Source organism: Roseibium sp. LAB1 (genome assembly GCF_054658235.1).
In genome coordinates, this window is sequence record NZ_BAAGIB010000001.1 from 823351 (window position 1) to 847335 (window position 23985).

Annotated in this window: 22 protein-coding genes; 10 read left to right on the forward strand and 12 right to left on the reverse strand. The window is 60.0% G+C overall.

Going from position 1 to position 23985, the window contains the following annotated elements:
• Positions 1–3: 3 nt before the first annotated feature.
• The 6 genes from flhB to flgB are packed head-to-tail and all read right to left on the reverse strand — an operon-like array spanning position 4 to position 3373.
• Positions 4–1083 (reverse strand): flagellar biosynthesis protein FlhB, encoded by a 1080-nt coding sequence (gene flhB, locus ACYQ54_RS03930; protein WP_460079544.1) that lies wholly within the window; start codon positions 1081–1083, stop codon positions 4–6.
• Between the two features lie 9 nt (positions 1084–1092).
• Positions 1093–1866: a flagellar biosynthetic protein FliR gene (fliR, locus tag ACYQ54_RS03935; RefSeq protein WP_460079546.1), complete on the reverse strand. Its 774-nt coding sequence runs from the start codon at positions 1864–1866 to the stop codon at positions 1093–1095.
• 13 nt (positions 1867–1879) lie between these two features.
• Positions 1880–2146: a flagellar biosynthesis protein FliQ gene (gene fliQ, locus ACYQ54_RS03940; protein ID WP_460079548.1), complete on the reverse strand. Its 267-nt coding sequence runs from the start codon at positions 2144–2146 to the stop codon at positions 1880–1882.
• Between the two features lie 24 nt (positions 2147–2170).
• Complete coding sequence (locus ACYQ54_RS03945; protein WP_460079551.1) at positions 2171–2491, reverse strand: flagellar hook-basal body complex protein FliE; 321 nt, start codon at positions 2489–2491, stop codon at positions 2171–2173.
• Between the two features lie 34 nt (positions 2492–2525).
• Positions 2526–2936 carry a flagellar basal body rod protein FlgC gene (flgC, locus tag ACYQ54_RS03950; protein ID WP_006932653.1) on the reverse strand — a complete coding sequence of 137 codons (411 nt, stop codon included), beginning with the start codon at positions 2934–2936 and terminating at the stop codon, positions 2526–2528.
• A gap of 32 nt (positions 2937–2968) precedes the next feature.
• Positions 2969–3373, reverse strand: a complete 405-nt coding sequence (flgB, locus tag ACYQ54_RS03955) for a flagellar basal body rod protein FlgB (protein WP_460079554.1) — start codon at positions 3371–3373, stop codon at positions 2969–2971.
• Between the two features lie 423 nt (positions 3374–3796).
• On the opposite strand from flgB, the gene ACYQ54_RS03960 reads away from it, so the two are divergent.
• From ACYQ54_RS03960 to ACYQ54_RS03970, 3 genes are all read left to right on the forward strand, one after another.
• Entirely contained in the window at positions 3797–5623 is a 1827-nt protein-coding gene (locus tag ACYQ54_RS03960; protein WP_460079556.1) for a prolipoprotein diacylglyceryl transferase, read from the forward strand.
• Positions 5623–6390 carry a flagellar type III secretion system pore protein FliP gene (fliP, locus tag ACYQ54_RS03965; protein WP_460081671.1) on the forward strand — a complete coding sequence of 256 codons (768 nt, stop codon included), beginning with the start codon at positions 5623–5625 and terminating at the stop codon, positions 6388–6390. The genes ACYQ54_RS03960 and fliP overlap by 1 nt, the downstream gene beginning before the upstream one ends.
• A 104-nt stretch (positions 6391–6494) precedes the next feature.
• On the forward strand, positions 6495–7571 hold the full coding sequence (locus tag ACYQ54_RS03970) for a DUF2336 domain-containing protein (protein WP_460079559.1): 1077 nt from the start codon (positions 6495–6497) through the stop codon (positions 7569–7571).
• Between the two features lie 96 nt (positions 7572–7667).
• Here the strand turns inward: ACYQ54_RS03970 and ACYQ54_RS03975 are convergent, their stop codons facing one another.
• The 6 genes from ACYQ54_RS03975 to ACYQ54_RS04000 form a co-directional block, all read right to left on the reverse strand.
• Positions 7668–8432, reverse strand: a complete 765-nt coding sequence (locus ACYQ54_RS03975) for an alpha/beta hydrolase family protein (RefSeq protein WP_460079562.1) — start codon at positions 8430–8432, stop codon at positions 7668–7670.
• Between the two features lie 222 nt (positions 8433–8654).
• The gene (locus ACYQ54_RS03980) at positions 8655–12944 is read right to left on the reverse strand and encodes a hypothetical protein (RefSeq protein WP_460079564.1); all 4290 of its coding nucleotides are present in this window, start codon (positions 12942–12944) and stop codon (positions 8655–8657) included.
• Positions 12945–13037: 93 nt separating this feature from the next.
• Positions 13038–13769 (reverse strand): MotE family protein, encoded by a 732-nt coding sequence (locus ACYQ54_RS03985; RefSeq protein WP_460079565.1) that lies wholly within the window; start codon positions 13767–13769, stop codon positions 13038–13040.
• Positions 13766–14323 carry a DUF6468 domain-containing protein gene (locus ACYQ54_RS03990; protein WP_460079567.1) on the reverse strand — a complete coding sequence of 186 codons (558 nt, stop codon included), beginning with the start codon at positions 14321–14323 and terminating at the stop codon, positions 13766–13768. Before ACYQ54_RS03990 ends, ACYQ54_RS03985 begins: the two co-directional genes overlap by 4 nt.
• A complete protein-coding gene (fliM, locus tag ACYQ54_RS03995) occupies positions 14320–15516 on the reverse strand; it encodes a flagellar motor switch protein FliM (RefSeq protein ID WP_460081673.1) in 1197 nt (398 codons plus the stop codon). Before fliM ends, ACYQ54_RS03990 begins: the two co-directional genes overlap by 4 nt.
• Positions 15517–15566: 50 nt before the next feature.
• On the reverse strand, positions 15567–16079 hold the full coding sequence (locus ACYQ54_RS04000) for a flagellar basal body-associated FliL family protein (RefSeq protein ID WP_460079569.1): 513 nt from the start codon (positions 16077–16079) through the stop codon (positions 15567–15569).
• A gap of 282 nt (positions 16080–16361) precedes the next feature.
• On the opposite strand from ACYQ54_RS04000, the gene flgF reads away from it, so the two are divergent.
• From flgF to ACYQ54_RS04035, 7 genes are all read left to right on the forward strand, one after another.
• Positions 16362–17102 (forward strand): flagellar basal-body rod protein FlgF, encoded by a 741-nt coding sequence (gene flgF / locus ACYQ54_RS04005; RefSeq protein ID WP_460079570.1) that lies wholly within the window; start codon positions 16362–16364, stop codon positions 17100–17102.
• A gap of 22 nt (positions 17103–17124) precedes the next feature.
• Complete coding sequence (gene flgG, locus ACYQ54_RS04010; protein ID WP_460079572.1) at positions 17125–17907, forward strand: flagellar basal-body rod protein FlgG; 783 nt, start codon at positions 17125–17127, stop codon at positions 17905–17907.
• Between the two features lie 20 nt (positions 17908–17927).
• Positions 17928–18908, forward strand: a complete 981-nt coding sequence (flgA, locus tag ACYQ54_RS04015) for a flagellar basal body P-ring formation chaperone FlgA (RefSeq protein ID WP_460079574.1) — start codon at positions 17928–17930, stop codon at positions 18906–18908.
• On the forward strand, positions 18909–19658 hold the full coding sequence (flgH, locus tag ACYQ54_RS04020; protein ID WP_460079575.1) for a flagellar basal body L-ring protein FlgH: 750 nt from the start codon (positions 18909–18911) through the stop codon (positions 19656–19658).
• Between the two features lie 183 nt (positions 19659–19841).
• Entirely contained in the window at positions 19842–20606 is a 765-nt protein-coding gene (locus ACYQ54_RS04025; RefSeq protein WP_460079577.1) for an NAD(P)H-dependent oxidoreductase, read from the forward strand.
• A 132-nt stretch (positions 20607–20738) separates the two neighbouring features.
• Positions 20739–21545 (forward strand): lytic murein transglycosylase, encoded by an 807-nt coding sequence (locus ACYQ54_RS04030; RefSeq protein WP_460079578.1) that lies wholly within the window; start codon positions 20739–20741, stop codon positions 21543–21545.
• A gap of 205 nt (positions 21546–21750) precedes the next feature.
• On the forward strand, positions 21751–23733 hold the full coding sequence (locus tag ACYQ54_RS04035) for a bifunctional 2',3'-cyclic-nucleotide 2'-phosphodiesterase/3'-nucleotidase (RefSeq protein ID WP_460079580.1): 1983 nt from the start codon (positions 21751–21753) through the stop codon (positions 23731–23733).
• Positions 23734–23985 lie beyond the last annotated feature (252 nt).

Here is a 23985-nt window from a genome sequence, read left to right on the forward strand (position 1 = left end):
AACTTAGTTGGCGCGCCAGGATGCGCGCTTGCGCATGCGGAAGACGAAGCCGATGACTTCGGCGACCGCCTTGTAGTGTTCCTCGGGAACTTCCTGATCAATTTCGACTGTCGCATAAAGCGCCCGGGCCAGCGGTGGATTTTCGATGACCGGAATGTCGCTCTCCTTGGCGACTTCTCGAATCTTCAGCGCAACCGCGTCCGTTCCCTTGGCAAGGCAGAGCGGTGCGCCCATGCCCTCTTCGTATTTCAGCGCCACAGCATAGTGCGTCGGGTTGGTCACGACCACCGTCGCCTGCGGTACGGCAGACATCATGCGCTTGCGCGAGCGTTCCATGCGCAGCTGACGGATCTTGCCCTTGATCTGCGGATCGCCTTCGGTCTGCTTGTATTCTTCCTTGACCTCACGCAGCGACATCTTCTGCTTGTTGAACCATTTGTTGCGCTGATAGATGAAGTCGGCTCCGGCGACGACGGTCATCACCGCCAGCACGGCGGCCAGAAGCTGCAGGATCAGAACCCGCGCCTCCTCCAGAATGATGCTCGTATCAGCGAACACCATGACTTCCGCTTCATCGCGGTGCGGCCACATCACCGCCACCATGATGGCGCCGACAATGGAGATCTTCACCATCCCCTTGGCGAAGTTTACCAGACTATCCGCCGAAAACAGACGTTTGAATCCGGATGCCGGCGAGACCTTGGACAGTTTCGGCTTGATCGTTTCCGCCGTCAGCAGCGGCTGGTGCTGCACCAGATTGCCCGCCACCGCCATGACCACCAGCGCCAGCAGCGGAACACCAACGATGAGGGCGACGGACTGTCCAGTGTCTCGCCACAGGGCCTTCAGCGCATAACCGTCCACGGCAATCTGGTGGGCATGCTCCATGTAGCCTTTCATCATCTCGCCCAGGGACACGGCCGTGCTGGGTGCGAAAATGGCGATCATCAGCGTCGCGCCGGCCAGTGTGAACCAGGTGCTGACTTCCTGAGATTTCGGTACGTCCCCCTTGTCATGCGCCTCTTTCAGGCGCTTGTGCGTGGGGTCCTCTGTTTTTTCTGAGTCGTCGGTATCGTCAGCCATTCTGCAGCGCTACCCCACGATGAACTTGCCGAGCGATTCCTGAAAATGATCCAGATAGAACATCATCAGGGTCGAGATGAGCGCCATAAGCATGAAAAGCCCGATCGCGATATTCACCGGCATGGCGATGAAGAAGATCTGCATCTGCGGCATCAGCTTGTTGAGCAGGCCAAGGCCGAAATAGAAAACCAGACCGACAACCAGAAAAGGCGCGCTCATGCGCACCGCGATGGAAAACACGTGCGCGACGGTTTCCGCCGCGTTCTGTGAAAAATCGCCTACCGGCGGCGCCAGCCCAGGCGGAAAGATCGTGAAACTGTCGTGGAGAGCGGCAATCACCAGATAGTGGCTGTCGCTGACGAAGACCATGGTGATGCCGAGAATCGACAGAAAGTTGCCAAACAGCGCACCTTGCTGACCCTGGTTGGCGAAATCCGTACCAAGCGCGAAGGCGAGGCCCGACTGGTTGGCCATGATCATGCCGGCGATCTGCAAGACGGACGTGATCATCTTCGCGCAAAGGCCGATGCCGAAACCTATGGCCAGCTCTCCGAACAGGAGCGCGATCATCCGGTAGGTGTTCGCAGTCAGGTCGGCCGGGTAAAAGGGCGCACCAACAGGATAGAGAACCATCGTCAGAGCCAGCGCTATGGTCAAACGGAACCGTGTCGGGATCGTGCTTTCGCCAAGCGCAGGCAGCAACATGATCATCGTGCCGAGACGCGCGAACATCAGCATGAAGATGGCGGCGACATTCGGCAGATAATCGAGCTGGATGGTCATGAAGGGTCACATCCTAACCGGTGGTCAGGATCATTTCGGCAACCCTGCTCATGAAGGCCTCCAGAACCTGGCTCATGAAGGGCAGCGCGATCAGGATCGTCACGAAGATCGCCAGGATCTTCGGAACGAACACCAGCGTCATTTCCTGGATCTGCGTCAGAGCTTGGAACAGGGCAATGACGACCCCCACCAACAGGCCGATGATCATCACCGGTCCCGCCACCAGGATCATGGTCCAGACGCCTTCGCGGGCGAGATCGAGAACTTCACCGGCGGTCATCAGATGCCCCCTTGCCGCTTCATATCAGATCGGCATCCGCATGATTTCTTCATAAGCGGAGATCACCCTGTCGCGAACGGCGACCATCGTTTCCAGCGCGACTTCGGTTTCGGCGATCGCGGTGACCACATCGACCACATCCGCCTTGCCTTCCACCAGACCGACGGCCTTGTCGTCGGCCACACGGCCCTTGTCGACAACACCGCCGACAGCCTCATGAACCAACTTGCTGAAATCGAGACCGGCAGCTTCGGTGACGCCTGCCTTGTCCTCGATCGCCCGTGCCTGCTGCTGCAGCTTGGCGGCCATCTGATAGGCATTATTTGCGACCGACGGAGTAGACATGACTTAAGTTCCCTTCCCGGATTTTGGCTACCGCTCAGGCGCGCAGGATATCGATGGTCCGCTGCAGCATCTTCCGCGTGGAATCGATGACGTTCAGATTGGCTTCGTAGGACCGCTGCGCCTCGCGCATGTCCGTCGTTTCGATCAAGGTGTTGACGTTGGGCTGAAGCACGTAGCCATTGGCATCGGCAGCCGGGTGTCCGGGCATCAGCACCGAGCGGAAATCGGTGTTGTCCTCAGCGATCTTTCCCAACTCGACCATATCCGCGCCCATCTCCCTGTCGAAGTGGCTCTTGAAGGTCGGAATCTTGCGGCGGTACGGCAGTTCTTCGGGCGTCTTTGCGGTGGAATTCGCATTGGCGATGTTCTCCGCGATGATGCGCATGCGCCCGTTCTGCGCTCTCAACCCGCTTGCCGAGATGAACAGGGATTTGATCAGGTCCATGTTATCGGTCCTCTAGCTTGTGCTGCCTTGCGTCATACGCTCTTGGAAAGCGCCGTCCGGATCAGACCGAGCCCCTTGGTGTAAAGCGTTGTCGCGGCCTGGTAGTCCATCTGGTTTTCGGTGATGTGCATCATCTGCTCTTCCAGATTGACGCTGTTGCCGCTCGGTGTGACTTCGAACGTGTCGTCTTCCTCGATCTTGGCCGACCCCGTGGCAGCCAGCTTCCCGGTAATGTGGCCGGATACGGTTGTCGTGGTCGCCAGGTTCAGGGACTGCCGGCCGATATGGTCCTTGAAGGAATACTCCTTGACGTCCCGCGCCATGTAACCGGGCGTATCGGCATTGGCGATGTTCTGCGCCAGCACGCTCTGTCTCGTCTGGTGCCACTGCATCTTCGACTTCAATGCCTGGAACAGCGGCAGATCCGTTATGGCCATTCCGATTCACCATTCGTTAACCAACCCGGCAATGATTGCCGTTCAAATAGTTAATGAAAAGTTAACAGCCATTTACCACTTCCGGCCCAAACTCTTCAAAAACCAGTGGAGGAGGCAACTTTCCTTTGCATTTCGCGAAAAGAGCAGCCCCGCCAACAGGCAAAATTTGCCTGCCTCTGTTAACTTTAAGTCCTAGAGAGATTCGAAGCGGATCAGCAAGCGGCCGAACCGGAGCCGACAAGGCAAAACAGCCTCGCCGGCACCGGGAAAGACAAAAAAGCCGAAAGGTTTGCGAGACAGGAGCCTGCACCGGCGCAACTGCCGGAATTACTGGGGATAAAGGCAATCCTCCCCAATTGAGGCAAAAAACCGGAGTAACCGGCAAACGCGATCAAACCGCAAGCGGGGCGGCACGAGGGTAAGATGTATAATTGGATTGAGACCACATTCAACGTGAGCGGGGGCGTCACGCAGGCAATCGCAGTGATCCTGGCATTGGCCGTTGTGCTGCTGCTGTTCAGCCTGTTCATTTTCGTTTTGAAACGCCTGATGGGGGCCAATGCCCCGCAAAGCCGCAACCGGCAGCCACGGATTGCCATCATGGACAGTGCCACGGTCGATGCCCGGCGCCGCCTGCTGCTCATTCGCCGTGACAACATCGAACATCTTATTCTGGTCGGGGGGCCAAGCGATGTGGTGGTGGAACAGAATATTGTCCGCAACACGCCTCTGACCCAGCCAAGGACCGGACAGCACGCGCCCTCCCCGTCCAACATGCCGATGCCGGTCAAGGCCGCGCTTGCTCCCGGACCGGAAATTCCGGCACGGCCCGACGACCTGCTCGAAGACCAGGAAGCAACGCCTCCCACACCCGCCGCACAGGCACGGCCACCGGTGCAGCATCCCGCGCCCGCAGCCCCCGCTTACCAGGCACCTGTCCCGCCGTCTGCCCCGATGCCGTCCGCCCCGGCGCCGTCTGCCCCCAGCCAGACCGCAGCAGCACCTCAGCGCAGTTACCCGGACCCGGTGGCCTCCCGGCCGATGACGGCCCGCGCACCGGAGGCAGCTCCGGCTCCGGTTCACAGCCCGGCTCCGGCGGCAGCGACGCCGTCCCCCGTTCAACAGGTTGCCTCCCCGAGGGTCGGCGAGGACAAGCCGGAAGCCGGCAGCGGAGTGAACCGCGCAAGCGACCTGCTGCGCGCAGCCACCCAGAACGGTTTCAACAGAACGGTCTCGAGATCATCTGCCCCCGTGACACCGGCGCAAGACGCTCAAGCCGCCAAAAATGCCGTTGAAAGCAAAACTGCAGTTGCCGGCTCGGGTGACGCTGAAGTTCAGGCCAGCGACGCCGCGACAGCGCCAACAAGGGCCCCGGAAGTTCGCCCCGTGGTTTCAGCAGCTGCCGTCCCTCAGGAAAGCAAGGCCGCTTCAACACTGAAGACCCTGGCTCGACCTTTCACTGCCCGTGATCGGCCTTCTTACGGCGGCACGATCACGCCGCCGGCGTCCGGGCCCGCTGCGCGCGCCAAGACCGCACTTCTGAAGCCTGTTGAGCAGGTCCTGCCGGAGCACAAGGTCGAACCCGTGCTCACAGCAACGACAACGGTGATAGCAACCGCAGTCGCAGCGCCGCAACTTACCGAACCTGAAGTTATTCCAGCGGAAGACACCGGACCGAAACCGGAAGAAGCCGCAACATCCACGCAGCAATCGCAGGAAGCAGAGGACGAAACCGCTTCGAATGCGGCCACCCCGGGCGATGCAAGTGATGTGCTGGAGACCGAAGCTGCCGAGGCAGGTACGGCAACCACGCCGGATGACGCTGACCAGACAAAGGCGTCAGCCGAAGATGACGGTGCCTCTACGCCGTCTCAACCTGCCGATGAAGCTGCCCCCTCCAGAGAGGTCTCCCTGGATATCGGCGATCTTCTGGAAGATGTGCCGGAACCCGCAGTTTCGGCTGAGGTAAAACCAGATGTACCTGTTGCACCGGCGCCGCAGGCCGAAGAAGCGTCTGTCGAATTGCCTGAAGAGCCGAAGCAGGAGGCCGCAACAGCCACCGCAACAGTAACCAGCCCGACACCTACCTTCGCACCCGCAACAGCACCCGTTTCGGCAAGCCCGGTCACCAGCCCGGCTCCGCCGGTCAAGGCAGAGGCAAGGCCATCCGCCGGTCTTGGCGACAGAAATCCCATTGAGGAAGAAATGGCGAAGATCCTGGACGAACTGGGTGGACAGTCAAACGGATGATGCGCTTCCAATCGCTCCAGCGTCCCGGCGGCATCATCCGTCTGATGCTCATACTGACCGCATTGCTTGCGGTTCTGGCCGGGCCAGCTGCGGCACAGGAAATCTCGGTCGGGTTCGGCGAGGACACCACGTTGACCGAACGCGCCGTCCAGATGGTCATCCTTCTGACCATCCTGTCTCTGGCGCCCTCTATCCTCGTCATGGTGACAAGCTTCACCCGCATCGTGGTGGTGCTGTCGCTGCTGCGGTCCGCAATCGGTCTCCAGACCGCTCCGCCCAATATGGTCATGGTCAGCCTTGCGCTGTTTCTGTCGGCCTTCATCATGATGCCGACGCTGCAGGCCTCCTATGATGCCGGTGTCCAGCCGCTCATCGACGGCGACATCGAATTCGAACAGGCCTTCGAGCGTGCATCTGACCCGTTCCGCACCTTCATGCTGTCCCAGGTCCGCGAAAAGGATCTCGCGCTGTTTGAAGAGCTTTCCGGGGCAGAGGAAGCACCGGAAGGCCCGGAAGATCTTTCCATGGCCACGCTGATCCCGGCCTTCATGATCTCGGAATTGCGGCGCGCCTTTGAAATCGGCTTCCTGCTCTACCTGCCGTTTCTGATCATCGACCTCGTGATTGCATCTGTTTTGATGTCCATGGGTATGATGATGTTGCCGCCGGTGGTAATCTCTCTTCCGTTCAAGCTGATCTTCTTCGTACTCGTCGACGGCTGGAATCTTGTGGCCGGGTCTCTGGTAAAGAGCTTCGGCGGCGGCTGAAGCGCCGGTCAAGTCGTTAAAAGTAGAAGAAAATTAAGATAGGACTGTAATAGTTACAGCCTAGCGGGCCTGAACTGTGCCCCTTTTTTAATTGCGGCAGGACAGTGTTAAGAGAACAATTAGAACAGCTCGCCCGGATAAAAGAGCCGGAGGCGAGATCCAAGCTCATCCGCACGCTCGTCGGTGAATATGCGCGGTCGGAAGACCACGAGCCGACGGAGGTGGAACGGGAGCTGTTTTCGAGAATTGTTCTTTCGGTATTCGATCAGCTGGACCGCGCCGCCCGTTACGAACTTGTGGTGCGCCTCGCCAAAACCGACCGCATCATCCCGGACCTTGCCGACCGCCTTGCACAGGAAGAATATGAACTGTCGGAACCGGTCATCGAATGCTCGCCGATGATCAGCCAGGGCGCCCTCATGCAGATTGCGAAGAGTGGTGGCAACGACAAGCGCAAGTCCGCGGCGCAAAGGCCAGATCTCTCCGAAGAGATGACCGACACGATGATCGCCCGGGCAAGTCGTGACGTGGTTCACGAACTTCTGCACAACATGAGTGCGCCTTTTTCCGTCCGGGGCACGCTCGCTCTTCTGATTTTCGCGAACAGCGAAGCTGATGTGCTCGCCGGCATTGCCAGACGCGCCCTGGAGGACGAAGAGTTTCTGCAAACCCAGATGGATATTCTGGAGACCAACTGCCCACTGATCCCGCCTCCCCTCAAGAAGGCGCTGGAAGCGGGTGAGCTTCAGCGTCTGGCGAAAACCATCGAGGAACGTCACGACGGCAGCATCGACCTCGACGGCGTCACCTATTCGCGCCATGAGGCCAGCATCCAGATTGCCAATGGCGAGCTGTCTTTCGATGCAATCCTGCGGACATTGTTCGTGGAGGGCCGCCTCGACGCGGCGATCTGGCTGATCAGCCGCAAGATCAACCTTGCCGATGAAGTCGTCTCAGATACGCTGAAGTCGGATGCGGACGGTGCGATCATGCGCCTGATGCTTCAGACAGGTATTCACGAAAAGACCTATCGTGATTTTCTGAAGGCCCGCTGCGAATGGCTGGACCGGAGCAACCGTTCCATTCCCGAACTTGTCATGCGCTACAAGTCCGAACTCAAGAAGCCGCGCATGAACCCGGACGAGCCGCAGCCGCAGTCACTTCTCAAAGCAGCCACCTGATACACTCACCGCGTTTTCGGACCTGGTGATGGTTCACCATGTGCTCAACACAGGTGCGTACGCAGCGCCAAAGCGAACCAACCCGCCTCGGCTGCTTCACGATGCGCGCAGGTGCCTGTCCAGAAACGACAGCAAATACTCGTGATGTACGTTTTCAGCAGCACTGGTCGGGATATGGTCCTGCCCTTCATAGATATGAACTTCCGGGGTCCGGCCACGGGCAAGCAGCCGCGCCTCCAGTCGTTTTGTCATGGCCACAGACCAGACCCGGTCGGCCGACCCGTGGCTCAGGAAAATCGGTCCGTCATACCGCTCGATCTCGATCTGTTTCGTCGGCAGAAGGTTTTCTGAAGACCCACGCCAGGACCACGCCCGCTCACCCGGATCCCATGGCTGCCAGCCGGGGTCTCCGGCGTCGCGATGGGCCTTGCTGTCGAACGCCCCGCATACGACGTCTGGCGGACTGTGCGCAGCCACGGCATCAGGCAAACCCGCAAGACCTTCCTCTGCCATCAGGGCTGTCAGCAAAAGGGCATGTTCGGCTCCCCGCGACACGCCGTAAAAGGCCACCTTTTCACCAACGGCTTCAAACGCGCGCAGAGCCCGAAGTGCATCCAGGCTTCTATCCAGAGAAACGTTTTCGATGTTTCCCGCATTCCAGGCATTGCCGCCTTTCGAATAGCCGAATGGAAAGGCCAGATACCCGTGCGCTGCCAGGAGAACCGCATTTCGGTGGCTCCAGCCGGACCACGCACCTTCCGAACCGTGAAACACCATGACGGCGGGAAAGGGCCCTTCCCCCGCCGGACCATAGGTCGTGCCCCATTCAGGGATGAGACGTCTGACGATTTTCAAGGACATGAAGGCGTTCCTCTGTTCCCGAATGCCTGCTTCACTGGACCGTCTCGTCCACCGCCAAACACGGAAGGACCGGGCCTGGAGGCTGAACAATCAGGGTCTTGGTGAGAACGCGTGAAGGATCGCAACACGCTTGGGATGGTCAACGACTGCAACTGAACAAAAGTTGACGCCGGCGTGCAAGAGCAATCCCCGCGACCGGACAATTTTCACACAACGTCAGCTTCAGCCCGCCGCCTCATCCATGACAGGACCGGCCGCGGACTGATCCGGGCTGCGGTCGGGAGACATGTACTGGCGCCGGTATTCCTTGAGGAAGGTTTCGAGAGAGTCGATATCGGCGAGCCGGTTGGCGACTTCGAGAAACTCGACGCCCTGAGACTCGATCGGCCGGGTGACGACTTCGAAGGACATTGCCTCGGGGCTGTCGGCCATCTTGGTCATGTATTTCGTCTGCAGCCGCTCAAGGCTGAGCTGATCGCCGGCCAGTGAATAGGCGATGGCGGCGCGCAGGATGTCTCGGCGTTCGAGGTCGTCCAGCGGAATGTTGTCGGACCAGCGCGAGCCATGCATGGCCTCAAGCTGCTCACCTGCGTCCCGCCAGCTTTCGGCCGCCCAGAACGTATCCGCCCGCAAGCGGTCGACGTCGGACCCGCGCATGTTGCGAACCAGTTCCAGCGCAAGATCGGGCCGCCCGCTTTCTGTCAGCGCGCGGGCTTCGACAATATTGCGTTGGCGTTCCAGCGTGGATGGCAGGCTGGCCTGCCGTGTCCGGTTGAGCACCCGCAGAGCTTCTTCGGCCTTGCGATCCATCAGATAGATTGCCGCCAGATCAGCTGCGATCTGCGCACGGGCTGCGCCTTTCAGCCGGTTGTCCACCTGATGGCGCAGCAGTTCGGTCGCCTGATCCAGCAGGTCGACTTCCACCAGCCGTTTCGCCAGAAGGCGGACCATTTCGTCACCCTGACGGCCGATCGGCACGAGCTCGCGGAAATCGTAGAACAGTGCCAGCGCTTTCACCGGCTGCATCTCGTCTGCCTTGCCGTCGAGGAACAGCGAGTTGAAGAGACCATTCATCTCTTCCTGAAGCAGCCGTGTCGTGTCCGCGTCGGGCTCCGCCTGAACGGCAGACTTCATGGCTTCGAACGCTTCGCGGTACTGACCGCGTTCCGCGTAGAGCTGCGCCAGAAACCGCAAGGTCTTCAGTTCGATTTCATCGCCGCGCCAGGACGTAGCAAGTCCTGCCAACTGGTCGATGGCGTCATCCATGCTAAGTTCGCCGTCCCGGTAGCGGATCCTGAGGGCCCGGTACTCCGCTTCGGCCGCCCGCGGCCGGTCGTCGGACCTGGTCACCAGGTCGAACACGGTCAGCGCTTCCTGCGACCGACCGGAGGCGTCAGCGACACGGCCACGCAGAATATCGTATCTGGCGGCCTGTGTTCGCGTCACCTCGGCAGGTTCGATCTCGGCCAGCACGCTGTTGGCAACGCCAAAGTCATTCACCTCGACCATCGCCTGGGCGGCTGCGAGCTTGAATTCGGTCTGGATGGCTTCCGGGTAGTTGCCGACCACCGCACGCCCTCTAGGCATGGCAATGCGGGCGGACGTCCAGTTTCCGAGCTTCACATCGACAATCGTCTGCCAGACTGCAGCATCGGGACTGTTCTTCAGGTCCGGCCGGTTCAAATGAGCAAACGCCTCATCGGGGCGGTTGGCCAGGGTCTGTGCGGCGCCCATCATCAGGTTGAAGGAACTGTCTTCGGCAAGAGCCGGCTCTTCTTCCAGTGCGAGCTTCATCAACCCCAGCGCTTCCTGGGCAAACTCATGGGCAAGATAGAAGCGCGACAGGGCCATCAACGGCTTGCGACGTTTTCCTGCAGGAGATTTGGCCAACTTGTCCTGCAGTTCCTGCAGTCTGGTGCGATAAGCCCCCGGCCCTTCCGTACTCAGGGAAACGAATTCGATAAAGCTGCCTTCTTCCGGATCCACGATCGTGGTGCCGGAACCGGTGCCGCCACGCAGATGCTGGTTGGAGAGTGCAAGACCACCTTCCTTTTCGATGATCACGTCATCACCCAGGATCTTCATCTTCAAGCCGTCGGATTTCGGCACGACGGCAATCCCCTGCGCGGAACTCAGCGCATCGAGATCGACAAACGTCTGCGGTTTCAAAAGACCGCGCGGTGGACCGAAACCGGTGACAAGGGAAATCGTGTCGCCCACGAACGGGTCGGTCACCTGGCGGATATTCTGCGGATCCTGATAGAGCACACGCAGCACGGAGCCGCCGTCGCCCCGAACGGTCCGTTCCAGTTGCAGCGGAATGGAAGGCTCCAGGATCAGATCACCGATCACGAGCGACCAGGCGTTTCCGTCGACACCAACCGTCGCCAGCACCGGGTCTGTCATGTCCATCCGGAGGATCTGGTAATCCTCGAATTGTTGGACCTCGATGGTCTCCGCCGTTTCGGCAAGCGCCGACACCATGCCCCGGGTATCGATCGTGGCATCGGTATCGAAGATCAGCCAGATGCTGTCATTGCGCCGGAACACGGCGCTGGATACCGGCTCGGAGAACGGGAACACCACCCGGACCGTGTTGCCGATGCGCCGGGCTTCGGCAGAAACGAAATTGCGAACTTCCTCGGCGAAATTTTCAGGCGGCTGCTCCGGTGACGGCCGTTCCTGGTTCACGTCCTGCCCACCGGTGGCACGCCAGGTTTCCGGCGCCTGCTGCTGCCGGCTGGGCAGTTCTATCCCGGCCGGAACATCGCTGCCGCCGAGTGTCGGCGTGTCCATGATCTGAACCGGCGTCGTGCCGTAAGGTGCATTCGGCTGACTGCCCCGGTTGATTGTCTCAACCGGCTGCAGGGTGGGAATACCGTTGTTCTCGGGTGCTGCGTTCTGCTGCTGATCGTCGATCTTCTGGGTCGACAGGTCCAGCATCGGAGCCTCGCGGACGATTTCCTCATCCGCAGGCGGCACTTCGTTAAGAGGCAAGGCCCCCGGGTCGGCCTGGGCCACGGTCATCTGGTCATCGCCGGTTTCCCCTGCAGCGCCGGCGTTGCTCGTCAGACCGGTCGCAGGAATGGCGGCAGTGGTAAGCACATCTGCCGAAGCATCGGCCGATGTCGGCAGAACAGCCGCGGCAAGCTCCGGTGCAGGAAGCGTTTCGACCGCCGAAGCGGTCGGGGTCTCATCGACACCAGCAGCGGCCATTTCAGAACCGGCAGTTGGTCCGGGCGGCGCTTCACCAGGCATTGCCGGCTTGATACGCGGTACCATCGCGAGCTGATTTTCATCCGGTCCGCCGGCACGGCCCGCTTCCGGATCGGGCTCGGCGGACAGCATCGCTGACTGGTCAGGCGCCTGTCCTGGCGACGGCTGCGGCACCTGCGGGGCTTGTGCGCCGTCGTCGCTCCTGGTGTTTCCCAGCGGAACGACGGTATAGGCCGGTGATTCATCGGCCTTCGATTCCTTCAGCACCCCACCGCCACCGGACGTGGTCGTTCCGGCCGTCGGATTTCCACGCGGGTTCTTGACCTCACGCGTGTCGCGCAGGCCCGGCGCCGAAATCATGTCCTTGCGGTCTTCATTGTCCTCGACGGACAGCTCCTTGTTGATCAGGGCATTTGCCGGATCATTCACTTCCATGTTTTCCGGCGTCACGTCGATGACGTAGGTCTGCTCTTCGCGAAACGCCCGAATATCGACCGAAGGCTCCACCCGCATCAGGAATTTCAGCTTGCCCTGGTCCAGGAAGGAAGTCGCATCGATCACGCCCTGCGGCAGATGCGCGCGCAGATGGGCAATGTCGAGCTGGGCCGGATGGTTGAACGTCACCTTGATGATGTCGTTTTCGCGCACGAAAGCCGTGTCGAACTTGATCGACCAGTCGAACACCAGCCGGGTGAACGTCGGGTGCTCGCCGACGTGCAGCGTCACCTCGGGGCCTTCCTGAGCCTTCAGCCGTGCCTGTTCGAGGGCGCGAACCTTGCGCATCGCTTCTTCGGCACGCTTGGCAAGATCCCGCACGACATCGTCGGGAAGGCCCGGCGGCAAGCCTTGCCAGTCCAAAGGCAGGATGTCGACAAACAGCTTTTCACCAGCTTCCAGCGTATTGATCTGGAACTGGTTCTTCAGCGCAAACCGAATGGCGCTGCCATCCGGATCGCGGCGGGCGATGGTAACGTAGTTGCCAAGGTCCAACGGCACGTCGTCGACATTGATGTCGATCGGGTCCTCGAAGGAAATCCGCAAGACACCGCCGGTAATGACCGCGTCATAGATCGGCAGCAGGGTGCGGTCCTTGAAAGTCAGGACGATACGGCCATAGCCTTCTTCCTGAGAGACGCTCAGATCAACCGGTTCAAGATTGTCGGTCTGGGCCGAGGCGGTGCTCGTGAGGCACGCAAGAACAAGCCAGACCGCAGCCAGCAGGCGCGCGAAAGATCGCACCCTGTCCGAAAACGCGGGAGTTCCGCCGGTCTGGGATGTCAGGAACGGTCCTGGCAAGATGTTCTGTCCTCGGATGACGCCAACACACTATTGTTAGTCAGGTCTTGTTAACGTGCCCTTACGCGATGAGCCGGAATCCGGTCTTTTCGGTCAGTTTGACGGAATTTTCGGCAACGCCTCCGGCGCTTGCGCCTGCGCTTGCATCGGTTTCTTGTCCGCAGCGGGGACAGGCGAGGCACTGGCGATCGCGACGGTGAGGCGTTCGGCCGCTTCAGGATCCATTTTCCCGAGGATATCCGCCATCTTGCGAGGCTTCATCTGGCGTACGACCTTCAGCAGGACCGGCAAGCTCAACCGGTTGAAGATCCGTGCAGCATCCTTCGGCTTCATGCTTTCATACATGGTCACGAGGCCGGCAATCTCGTTTTCTTCCTGCTCCTGCTTCTGCCCGACAGCCGCCTCGATGCGTTCCTCGAGCTTCTTCAGCTCGTTGACCCGCTTTTGAATGCGCTCTTCGGTGGCCTGCAACAGCTTTTCACGCAGATCTAGCTGGCCTTCGTGCTCCTGCAGCGACTCGCGCCGCTTGCCGAGACTTTCCAGAACCGCTCGCTCGGCGGCCGAACCGCCGATTTCAAGACTGTCCGGCAAGACCGGCTGGTCGGGAAGTCCGCCACCTGGAGGTGGCGGCGGTGGCGGTCCATCCGCGGCCATGTCCGCGGAAGACGACGCCGTGCCCCCGCCGCCGTCCCCCGGCGTTTCCTGTGCGACCGCACCATTGATGGGCAGGCTGCCGCTCTGCGGCCCCAACGCGAAGCCAAGCAGCTTCAGGGCCAGCAAAGCGCTTGCCGAAATACCCAACAAAGGCAGCAGTCTTACATTCATGCAGCAGCACCGTTCCGTTTACGGAATTGTTCCAGCCGCGCCGTCGCTTCCGCCGCAGCACTGCGGATGTCGGAAGTCCGGCTGCTCCTGCGGCGTTCCGGCTCGACCGCCGGAGCGGCCTGACCATAGCCTGCAGCCTGTTGCGCGTAGTGTTGCGGCTCCTGAAGCGGCTGAGCCGCATAGGGATCGCTCCTCGGCACCGCATCCCGCTGCGGAGCAGCCGAACGAGCGGCCTCCGCAATTTGCGATATCCTGGTAAATACTAACTCACCTTCACCGACTTGTTCGGCAAGAGTGTGAGACATGGTTTCCGCTTGCTTAAGACGGCTGCCAAGCGTCTTGTCGACCTCCGCCGCGGTTGTCTTCAGGCCAAGAATGGCACGCTCGGCAATTTCCGTTGCCGTCATCAGCTCCGAAATGGTTGCCCGCAGGACCTCTTCGTCGGCACGCAGTCGCTGCAGACGGCGGTTAAGCGTGAAGCAGTAGCCGATGGTGATCACCAGAAGAACCGCAACCAGTCCTTCAATGATCATTCCGAGTGGCAATGCGCTCATTGGTCCCCCATTTCGCTTTGCATGGCACGCTCAAAGGCGGCCAGTGTCATTTTTGGCTTGCGCAAATTCTTTGCGACACGGATGGCAATGGAATCGTCCACTTTCCCGAGTGTACCCTCGGTGAGAGGAATATTGCCGCATTTGATCATCACCGGATCGGTCGGCTCCTTGTCGAAGACGAGCGTCTGGCCGATATCGAGACTGAGAACCCGCCCGAGCGGCAGATAGGTCTCGTAGAGGACAGCATCGACCTCGACTTCCGCGGCATGGATCTCGGTTGCCAGGTGGCCTTCCCAGATCGGGTCGCGACCGAATTTTTCCCCCATGAACATCTGCAGCAGCAGATCCCGGATCGGTTCCAGCGTTGCATAGGGCATCATGATTTCAACGGACCCGCCCCGGTCCTCCATGTCGATTCTGAGTTCGACAAGGATGGCGGCGTTGGCAGGCCGGGAGATCGCGGCGAAGCGCGGGTTGGTTTCGAGGCGCTCCAGATTGAAGTGGACCGGTGACAGCGGCGCGAAGGCATGCTCCGCATCCTGAAGGATCAACGCCACCATCTGCTGGACCAGACCGGTTTCGATCGTGGTGTAAGGCCGGCCTTCGACACGCACTGCGGACGTCCCCCGTCCGCCGCCCAGGAGCACGTCGATGATTGAATAGATCAGGCTGGATTCAACGGTGATCAGACCGAAGCCATCCCACTCCTCGGCCTTGAAGACACCGAGAATGGCCGGTAGCGGAATGGAGTTCAGATAGTCGCCGAAACGGACCGAGCTGATGGAGTCGAGCGACACTTCCACGTTGTCCGACGTGAAGTTGCGCAAGGACGTCGTTGTCAGGCGTACGAGACGGTCGAATACGATTTCGAGCATCGGCAGACGCTCGTAGGAAACCATTGCCGAGTTGATCAGTGCGCGGATACCGCTCTGGTCGCCAGCGATCGTGTCCTCGATGTTGAAGCCGAGGAGGTTGTCGATTTCTTCCTGGTTGAGGACACGGTCGGCGCCGCGCGTGGCGTTTTCCAGATCCGGCTCGCTGTCGTCGATCATGGCCGCCCACTGGGCTGCCATGTCGTCGGAACTGCCGGCGCCCTGCTCCTCTAGAGCTGCACCCCACGCCGCGGCGAGATCGTCGTCGTCGTCGCTGCCGGCCCCCTGCTCTGCAAGGGCTGCCCCCCAGGCATCGGCCATGTCCTCTTCGGACAGGTCGTCGTCATCGTCGATATCAGCCATTCACAAAGTCACTGAACAAGGATTTCCTTGAACAGCACCCCTTCAACTTTCGCCGGATAGACCGACAGATTGATCCGCCTGAGCAATTCTTCCTTCAGACGGAACAAACCGGCAGACCCTTCCAGGTCCGCAGGGCGAAGCTCGCGCAGATAGATCTGAAACGCATCCAGGATACGCGGCAGATACGGCTGGATCTGATCGATCATCGCGCGGTTCTCGACTTCCAGGGCAATCCGGACCTTCAGATAGGTCGTGCGCCCCTCCGTCGCCAAATTCACCGTCATCTCCGGCAGGTCATAGAAGACCACCGGCTTTTGCACTTCCTGGGGCGCTTCCGTTTCTCCGGGAACTGGCGCCGGTGCGCTCGGTCCCATCAGGAAGTAATAGGCCGCCCCACCCGCGGCGAGCAGAACCACCAGACCAATGCCGCCGAACAGGATAAGCTTCTTCTTGCGGCCACCGGCAGCACCTTCAGCTCCATCCTCGCCGTCTTCTCCGGCTGCGGCATTTTCATCTGTCATTCCGCACTCCGATCAGCAAGCGCTCGCGCGCGCTTATTTATTACTAAAGAGTTAATGGTTAACGAATGGTTACCGAGCCATTAACGCGAGTCACCGGGCAAAAATTGCCAACTGGTTAACTTCTGCCGGAATCTCTTGCCGCGTGCACCCGCCCCTTTCGATTTTTACCCAGATTTCCCAAGGATTTAAAAACTGGCACGCCTCGTGCATTAACCTTAACGAGCCAGCGGATCTGGGGAGATCGGCCGGCTTACTCGGGGAGCACGAAGGGAACCGTTCACTATGGAGAACGCTCAACTAGTTGCCTTATCAAGGCAATCGATCCTGCGGAACCACCTGGATGTGATCGCCAACAACATGGCGAACATCAATACATCCGGTTTCAAATCGCAGAATCTGCATTTTTCGGAATACATCATGCCTGTGGCGGACGGCACGGCTTTCGAGCCGCAGGACCGCGCCATTTCCTATGTCGACATGTTCACGACTCGGACCGACTTCACGCATGGTCCGATCAAGATGACGGGTAATGAATTCGACCTGTCCCTCAACAGCGACGGTTTTTTCGCTGTGCAGATGCCCGACGGCACCGAAGCCTATACGCGCAGCGGCGCGTTCCGGCTCGACTCGACCGGCCAGTTGATCTCCGCGGATGGCAGCCCGGTCATGACAGACCAGGGTCCGATCACCTTCAACGCCGATGACGGTCGTGTCGAAATTGCCAAGGACGGCACGATCTCGACGCGGCTCGGCATTCGCGGCCGGATCAAGGTGGTCGATTTTGAAGACCCGCGGACGCTGGAGAAGATCGGCAACACGATGTTCAAGGGCGAGAACCCGATACCAGCCCAGGAAGTGCGCATGGTGCAGGGTGCCGTGGAAGGATCAAACGTCTACGGCATCACGGAAGTCACGCGCCTCATCGAAGTGACGCGCGCTTACGACTCCACTTCCAAGATCGTGAAAGATCTGGATGAGTTGCGCCAGCAGGCGATCTCGACTCTCGGCAAGCTGCAGGCCTAAGAGCCTCTAAGGGACCACCATCATGAAAGCACTTCATATCGCCGCAACTGGCATGAAGGCCCAGGAACTGAACGTCGAAGTCATTTCGAACAACGTCGCCAACATGCGGACGACGGGCTTCAAGAAGCAGCGGGCCGACTTTCAGGACCTGCTCTACCAGAACCTGCGGCGCATGGGCACCGAGACCTCAGACTCCGGCACCATCGTCCCGACAGGTATTCAGATCGGGTCCGGCGTCAAGATCGCGGCCACCGGCCGCATCATGTCCCAGGGCTCTCTCGAGCAGACCGGCAAGGAACTGGATCTGGCCATCCGCGGTGAAGGCTTCTTCCAGATCGACATGCCAGACGGGACGACGGCCTATACCCGTGACGGCTCGTTCGAGCGTGACGCAGACGGACAGCTGGTGACCATTGACGGCTACTCCGTCAATCCGGGCATCACCATCCCGCAGACCGTCAAGGACGTCACCATTTCCAACACCGGTGTCGTCCAGGGTGTCGACCAGGCCGGAAACACGGTGCAGCTCGGCCAGATCCAGCTTGCCCGCTTTGTCAACAAGGCAGGCCTCGAAGCCATCGGCGACAACCTCTACCTGGAAACCGATGCCAGCGGCGCACCGGACACGAGCAATCCGGGCGACGAAAGCTACGGCACGGTGCAGCAGTACTTCCTCGAAATGGCCAACGTGGATGCAGTGACGGAAATCGCCGACCTGATTTCCGCACAGCGCGCTTACGAGATGAACTCCCAGATCATCCAGGCCGCCGACGAGATGTACTCCACCACCACGAACCTGCGCTAAACCCGAGGCTTGAGACGATGATGAGACATCTGCTGAAAGCCGTAACCGGACTGCTGCTGGCGGGCTTCCTGGCCCTGCCTGCGCAGGCGGACGACAAACCGGTCCTCCGGTCGCAGGTCATGACCCTGTCGGACATCGTGACTGTCGGCGACTTCTACTCCAATGCCGGACTACTGGCCTCCAAACCGCTGTTCCGGTCTCCGGATATGGGAACTTCCGGCAATGTGCCCGCGGATGTCGTTGCCGAACGCGCCCGGGCGGCCGGCCTGGAAGCTGCCGGTACCGATGGCCTCAGAACTGTCGTCGTCTTTCGTGGTGCCACCAGGCTGAACCGTGACCAGCTTGCCGGCCTTGCCCGCAAGGCTCTGGCAGACCGCAATGCCGGCATCGATGCCGAGCGGCTGGATATCCGGCTGACGCAGGCTCCTGACCAGGTCATTGCCGATCCCAAGGTCCACGACCCTATCCGGATCGACCGGGTCGAATGGAGCCAGTCCAGCGGTCGCTTCACCATCTATGCGGCCGTGGCGGTCGAGTTCGGCACCGAACCGCTGACCCTGTCCGGCACTGCCACGGAAATGGTTGATGTCATTGCTCTGGTGCAGCCTGTTCGCCGCGGCGACATCGTGCGCGAAGAAGATCTGAACATCATCCGCGAAGCCCGTACCAAAGTGCCTGCGGGTGCCCTCACCGAGATGGAAGACATCGTCGGCAAACAGGCCCGCACAACCTTGCGTGCAAACGCACCCCTGTCCCGCAACGACCTTCAGCGCCCGATCCTCATCGAGCGCGGCGAGAAGATTACGGTCACCTACGTCATGCCCGGCATGAAACTGACCTCGCGGGCTCAGGCCATGGATACCGGCGCCAAGGGCGACGTTATCGATGTCATGAACCTGCAGTCGCGCCGCATTGTGCCGGCGACGATTACCTCCCGCGGCCAAGTACGCGTTCACGCCGCCAATCCGATTGTTGCAAGCTTGAACAGCGAGAAAAACTAAATGCTGAGCACCTTCCCCAGACACCTGCTGGCAAGCATCGCCCTTTCCGCCATGGCCGCAGGGTGCGGCACCGCCGACAAACTCGCGAATGTCGGACAGCAGCCAGCCCTGAACGCCATTCAGGACCCGACCACCACGCCGGGTTACCGGCCGGTGCAGATGCCCATGCCCGAACCGCAGCAGGCCCACTACAATCCCAACTCGCTTTGGCAGTCCGGCAGCCGCGCCTTCTTCAAGGACCAGCGCGCCAGCCAGGTTGGCGACATCCTGACGGTCGTCGTCACCATCGATGACCAGGCCGAGATCGATAACAAGACCGAGCGGACGCGGTCCGAGTCCAGCGGGGCCGACGTCGGTGGCGCTCTGGGTACCGCAATCGATACGATCTTCCTGCCGGCAAGTGCTGCCGCAAGCGATCTTGCCAACGTCAACAGCAACTCCAGCTTCTCGGGTGACGGCAGTGTCGACCGCAACGAAGTCTTGCAGACCACTGTCGCTGCCGTGGTGACCCAGGTTCTGCCGAACGGCAACATGGTGATCGAAGGCCGGCAGGAAGTTCGTGTGAACTTCGAAGTCCGCGAACTGATCGTTGCCGGTATCGTACGGCCTGAGGACATCACGTCCGACAACCGCATCGCCAGCGAGCAGATCGCAGAAGCGCGGATCGGGTATGGCGGCCGCGGCCAGATTACCGATGTGCAGCAGCCGCGGGTCGGCAACCAGGTCCTGGATATTCTGCTGCCGTTCTGATCCCAAGCCTTTCACGGTCCCCCGGCCGGACCCGGCGACGTGTTCTAGAAGCGTCGCCGGCACGGCTGATGACGGGCACGATGTCTCGCTCCCCGAGCATCGTGCCCGTTCTCATTTCCAGATCGCAAAAGACCGTTTAGAACCCTTGCGTGATTTGTTGCTCATTCCGGAAGGCCCGACCGCGTGACCACCACACTGATCGTTCTCGCCCACCCCGCCCGGACATCCTTCAATGCTGCCTGGGCGCTGGCAACCGAAGAGGCCTGCCGCGCCGAAGGCGGCGAAGTCCTGTGGTCCGACCTTTACCGGCTCGGCTTCGATCCGGCGGAACGTCCGGAGCATTATGCAAAGGAAACCGTCACCGATCCTTACGACGTCCTGAAGACCCAGGCCGCAGCATGTGAAACGGACAAACTTCCGGGGGATGTCGCCAGCGAGGTCGAGAAGCTGCACAAGGCGGACCGCATTGTGTTTCATTTTCCGGTCTGGTGGTTCGCGCCGCCCGCCATGCTGAAAGGCTGGTGCGAACGTGTTCTGGCCAATGGCGGCTTGCACGACACGTCGAACCGCTTCGACACCGGCCGTTTCACAGGCAAACCGGTCCTGTTCTGCGTCACGACCGGTTCCAAGGCGAGCGAAAGCGCCCACAACGGCAAGGAAGGCGACATCCAGATGTTGCTGTGGCCGTTGGCCTACACATTGCGCTACCTGGGTTTCAGCGTCCTGGTTCCCAGGATCGTTCACGGTATCCACGGCTATCACAAAGGTGCAGCCAGGGAAGACCTGGAAGCGCGACTTCGCAACGAGATCGAACACCATCGGAAAACGATCGCCAGCTTCGAAACGCTTCCGCGGATAACCTTCAATGCCGACAGCGAATTCGACCGTGCCGGCGCCCTTTTGCCCGGCGCCACCTCCCACAGTCACTTTATCCGGCACGACCCCTGATCCGGCAACAGCCGGTGAAGACCGCGTCCGAATTTGCCCGACGCAGGAACTCTTTTCCTTTATCTGCCGGATGACGCTGGTGCTTTTTCGGATAGAATGGGGATCACATCATATTGGCACAGCGGGGATTCGATGCGCCTCATTACTGCATTCGCTATTGGTTTTGTTCTTCTGTCAGCGTCTTCTGCCTTGAGTGCCAGCTGCGGCAACGGGCCAGGCGGTTTCGAGGCATGGAAACAGTCCTTCATCGCCAATTCACAAAGCTACGGCCTGAAGAAAAGGGTCGTTGAAGCTTCACTCAAAAATGTGAATTACAACAAGAAAGTCATCTCGCTCGACCGGAACCAGAAATCCTTCAAGCTCAGCTTCAACCAGTTCTATGCAAAGCGGGTCAACAACGCGATGATCCGGCGCGGCAAACAGCTCGGCAAGACCTACGCCCGCATCTTCCGGGGCATCGAAAAGAAATACGGCGTACCGGCCCCTATTATTCTGTCCATCTGGGGTCTTGAAACCAATTACGGCAGCTTCTCCGGCAACATGCCGGTTCTTCAGTCCCTCGCCACGCTGGCTTATGATTGCCGCAGGTCCGATTTCTTCACCGCCGAACTGATCGCGGCACTCACCATCGTGCAGAGACGTGACATGCAGCCGGCGGAAATGAAGGGAGCCTGGGCCGGAGAACTCGGCCAGACCCAGTTTCTCGCAACCAGCTATGTCCGCTATGCAGTCGACTATGATCGGGACGGCCGCAAGGACCTGATCCGGTCCATCCCGGACGTGCTTGCCTCCACTGCCAATTACCTGGCCAAGAAGGGCTGGCGCCGCGGCCAGGGCTGGGGTCCAGGTACGGCCAACTACAAAGTCCTGAAACAATGGAACAAGGCCAGCGTCTACGTGGAAACCATCTCGGTGATGGCAGGACAGATCAGCGAATGATCTGTGCTTGAGCACGCATAAACCGACTTGACAAAACTCCCGATCCGGGCAGCAATTTCCGTCTCACGGTTGTAATCCTTCAGGAACAAAACCGTGCGGCAGGAGCATGCTGTCTGGCGGGTGCCCGCGGTTATCCGTCCGGGGCTGCACTGTTCCGCCAGGCAAGACAACAACAATCGCCGAGCGGCCGAACAGGAGCCTTTCCATGTCCATACTCAAAGATTTTTCAATCTCACGGCGCTCGCTTTTAATGGGCGCTGCGGCAACCGGCTTCACGGCGGCTCTGCACCCCTATTCCGTTCTGGCCAAGGAAGGCACGGCTCATCTTCGCCTGATGGAGACCACGGACCTCCACGTCCATGTTTTCCCCTACGACTATTACAGCGACAAACCTGTCGACACCGCCGGTCTCGCCCGAACAGCCACACTTATCCGCAATATCCGGAACGAGGCGACAAACTCCGTTCTGGTGGACAATGGCGACTTTCTGCAAGGCAACCCGATGGGGGACTATGTCGCCTACGAGCGCGGCATGCGCGAAGGCGACCTCCACCCCGTCATCAAGGGCATGAATGTCCTGGATTTCGACGCGGCGACGCTCGGCAATCATGAATTCAATTACGGCCTGGACTTTTTGACGAAGGTACTTGCCGGTGCCAATTTCCCTGTTGTCTGCGCCAACCTTGTCAAGGGATCCACACTGGCCGGCAATCCGCGCGACGACGCCCTGTTTCTGAAGCCTTACGTGATCGTCGAAAAGCAGGTCACCGACGGCTCCGGCAAGGCATATCCGATCAAGATCGGCTTCATCGGCTTCGTACCGCCGCAGATCATGAACTGGGACCGCCGTCACCTCGAAGGCAACGCCAATGCACGCGACATCGTCGAGGCCGCCAAGGCGTTCGTCCCCGAAATGCGCGAACAGGGCTGTGATCTCGTAATCGCCCTCTCCCATTCTGGCATCGATGCCAACGATTTTTCCGAAGGCATGGAAAATGCCTCGCTGCACCTTGCCGGCGTCGACGGCATCGACGCCGTCTTCACCGGTCACCAGCATCTGGTTTTCCCCGGCCCGCAATACGAAGGCCTGCCGGGTATCGACAGCGAAAAAGGCACGCTGTTCGGCAAGCCGGCTGCAATGGGTGGCTTCTGGGGATCGCATCTGGGTGTGATCGACTTGATGATCGAGCGCGACGGCAGCGGCTGGCGTGTCGCCAATTTCATGACCGAAGCACGCCCGATCTACGAAAAGGAAGGCCGCACCGTCACTCCGCTGGTGGAGAGCCAGCAGGATATGCTCGACGCGGTCAAGGAAGATCACGAGGCAACCCTTGCCTATGTCCGCCGCCCTGTCGGCAAGACCTCTGCCCCGCTGCATTCCTATTTCGCACTGGTAGCTGACGATCCAAGCGTCCAGATCGTATCCAAGGCGCAGATCTGGTACATCGAACAGATGCTGAAAGGCACAGAATGGGAAGGTCTGCCGGTGCTCTCCGCCGCTGCGCCCTTCAAAGCCGGTGGCCGGGGCGGCCCAGACTATTACACCGACGTTCCGGTCGGCGATGTCGCCATCAAGAACGTCGCCGATCTCTATCTCTATCCGAACACCGTTCGCGCGGTCGCCATCAAGGGCGGCACGGTGAAGGAATGGCTGGAGCGCTCTGCCGGTATTTTCCGGCAAATCGAGCCGGGAAAGGCCGACCAGACGCTGATCAACGCGGAATTCCCAAGCTACAATTTCGACGTGATCGATGGTGTCACCTACCAGATCGACCTCAGTCAGCCGTCGAAGTACGACGCGAAAGGCGAAGTGATCAATCCGGAAGCCAACCGCATCGTCAACCTGCAGTTCAATGGCGCTCCGGTCGATCCCGAGGCAAGCTTCGTGGTCGCGACCAACAATTACCGCGCGAGTGGTGGCGGCAATTTCCCGGGCATCAGTGACGACGTGGTCGTTTTCGTCGGACCGGACACCAATCGCGACGTTCTGGTGCGCTATATCGTCGAACAGGGAACGATCAACCCGTCGGCCGATGCCAACTGGTCTTTCAAGCCGATGCCGGACACCACCGTCCTGTTCGAAACAGGCCCGGGCGGCACGGAACACGCAGCCACCGTTGAAGGTGTCAGCATCGAACCGGCCGGCGACGGTGCGGACGGGTTTGCCCTTTACCGGATAACGCTTTGACGGTCCGGGCTACTGAGCGCCTGCTTGACTGAGCAGGCGCTACCCCACAATTCTCATCCTGAGGAAGCGCACACGTGATGTCTCGAAGGATGGCCTGCTCGCTCAGGCGTTTGCAGTCCTTCTTTCAAGACGAACCTGACAGTCCTCCAAAGGATGGGATCGTTGTTGATGACCAAAAGCCGGATAGCCGCCCGGCCATAAAAAAACCTTCCCGCGAGGGGAAGGTCTTGAAAGTCGTTACGGATCTGCCGT

Excerpts from the sequence above, each read along its gene's own strand:
- flgG (WP_460079572.1), top strand. The coding sequence starts at position 17,125 with ATGAAAGCACTTCATATCGCCGCAACTGGCATGAAGGCCCAGGAACTG.
- ACYQ54_RS04030 (WP_460079578.1), top strand. The coding sequence starts at position 20,739 with ATGCGCCTCATTACTGCATTCGCTATTGGTTTTGTTCTTCTGTCAGCG.
- ACYQ54_RS03990 (WP_460079567.1), bottom strand. The coding sequence starts at position 14,323 with ATGAGCGCATTGCCACTCGGAATGATCATTGAAGGACTGGTTGCGGTT.
- flgC (WP_006932653.1), bottom strand. The coding sequence starts at position 2,936 with ATGGACCTGATCAAATCCCTGTTCATCTCGGCAAGCGGGTTGAGAGCG.
- fliP (WP_460081671.1), top strand. The coding sequence starts at position 5,623 with ATGCGCTTCCAATCGCTCCAGCGTCCCGGCGGCATCATCCGTCTGATG.
- flgH (WP_460079575.1), top strand. The coding sequence starts at position 18,909 with ATGCTGAGCACCTTCCCCAGACACCTGCTGGCAAGCATCGCCCTTTCC.
- flgB (WP_460079554.1), bottom strand. The coding sequence starts at position 3,373 with ATGGCCATAACGGATCTGCCGCTGTTCCAGGCATTGAAGTCGAAGATG.
- ACYQ54_RS03945 (WP_460079551.1), bottom strand. The coding sequence starts at position 2,491 with ATGTCTACTCCGTCGGTCGCAAATAATGCCTATCAGATGGCCGCCAAG.
- ACYQ54_RS04035 (WP_460079580.1), top strand. The coding sequence starts at position 21,751 with ATGTCCATACTCAAAGATTTTTCAATCTCACGGCGCTCGCTTTTAATG.
- fliQ (WP_460079548.1), bottom strand. The coding sequence starts at position 2,146 with ATGACCGCCGGTGAAGTTCTCGATCTCGCCCGCGAAGGCGTCTGGACC.
- flgF (WP_460079570.1), top strand. The coding sequence starts at position 16,362 with ATGGAGAACGCTCAACTAGTTGCCTTATCAAGGCAATCGATCCTGCGG.
- ACYQ54_RS03975 (WP_460079562.1), bottom strand. The coding sequence starts at position 8,432 with ATGTCCTTGAAAATCGTCAGACGTCTCATCCCTGAATGGGGCACGACC.
- ACYQ54_RS03985 (WP_460079565.1), bottom strand. The coding sequence starts at position 13,769 with ATGAATGTAAGACTGCTGCCTTTGTTGGGTATTTCGGCAAGCGCTTTG.
- ACYQ54_RS03960 (WP_460079556.1), top strand. The coding sequence starts at position 3,797 with ATGTATAATTGGATTGAGACCACATTCAACGTGAGCGGGGGCGTCACG.
- flhB (WP_460079544.1), bottom strand. The coding sequence starts at position 1,083 with ATGGCTGACGATACCGACGACTCAGAAAAAACAGAGGACCCCACGCAC.
- flgA (WP_460079574.1), top strand. The coding sequence starts at position 17,928 with ATGAGACATCTGCTGAAAGCCGTAACCGGACTGCTGCTGGCGGGCTTC.
- fliR (WP_460079546.1), bottom strand. The coding sequence starts at position 1,866 with ATGACCATCCAGCTCGATTATCTGCCGAATGTCGCCGCCATCTTCATG.
- ACYQ54_RS04000 (WP_460079569.1), bottom strand. The coding sequence starts at position 16,079 with ATGACAGATGAAAATGCCGCAGCCGGAGAAGACGGCGAGGATGGAGCT.
- fliM (WP_460081673.1), bottom strand. The coding sequence starts at position 15,516 with ATGGCCGATGCCTGGGGGGCAGCCCTTGCAGAGCAGGGGGCCGGCAGC.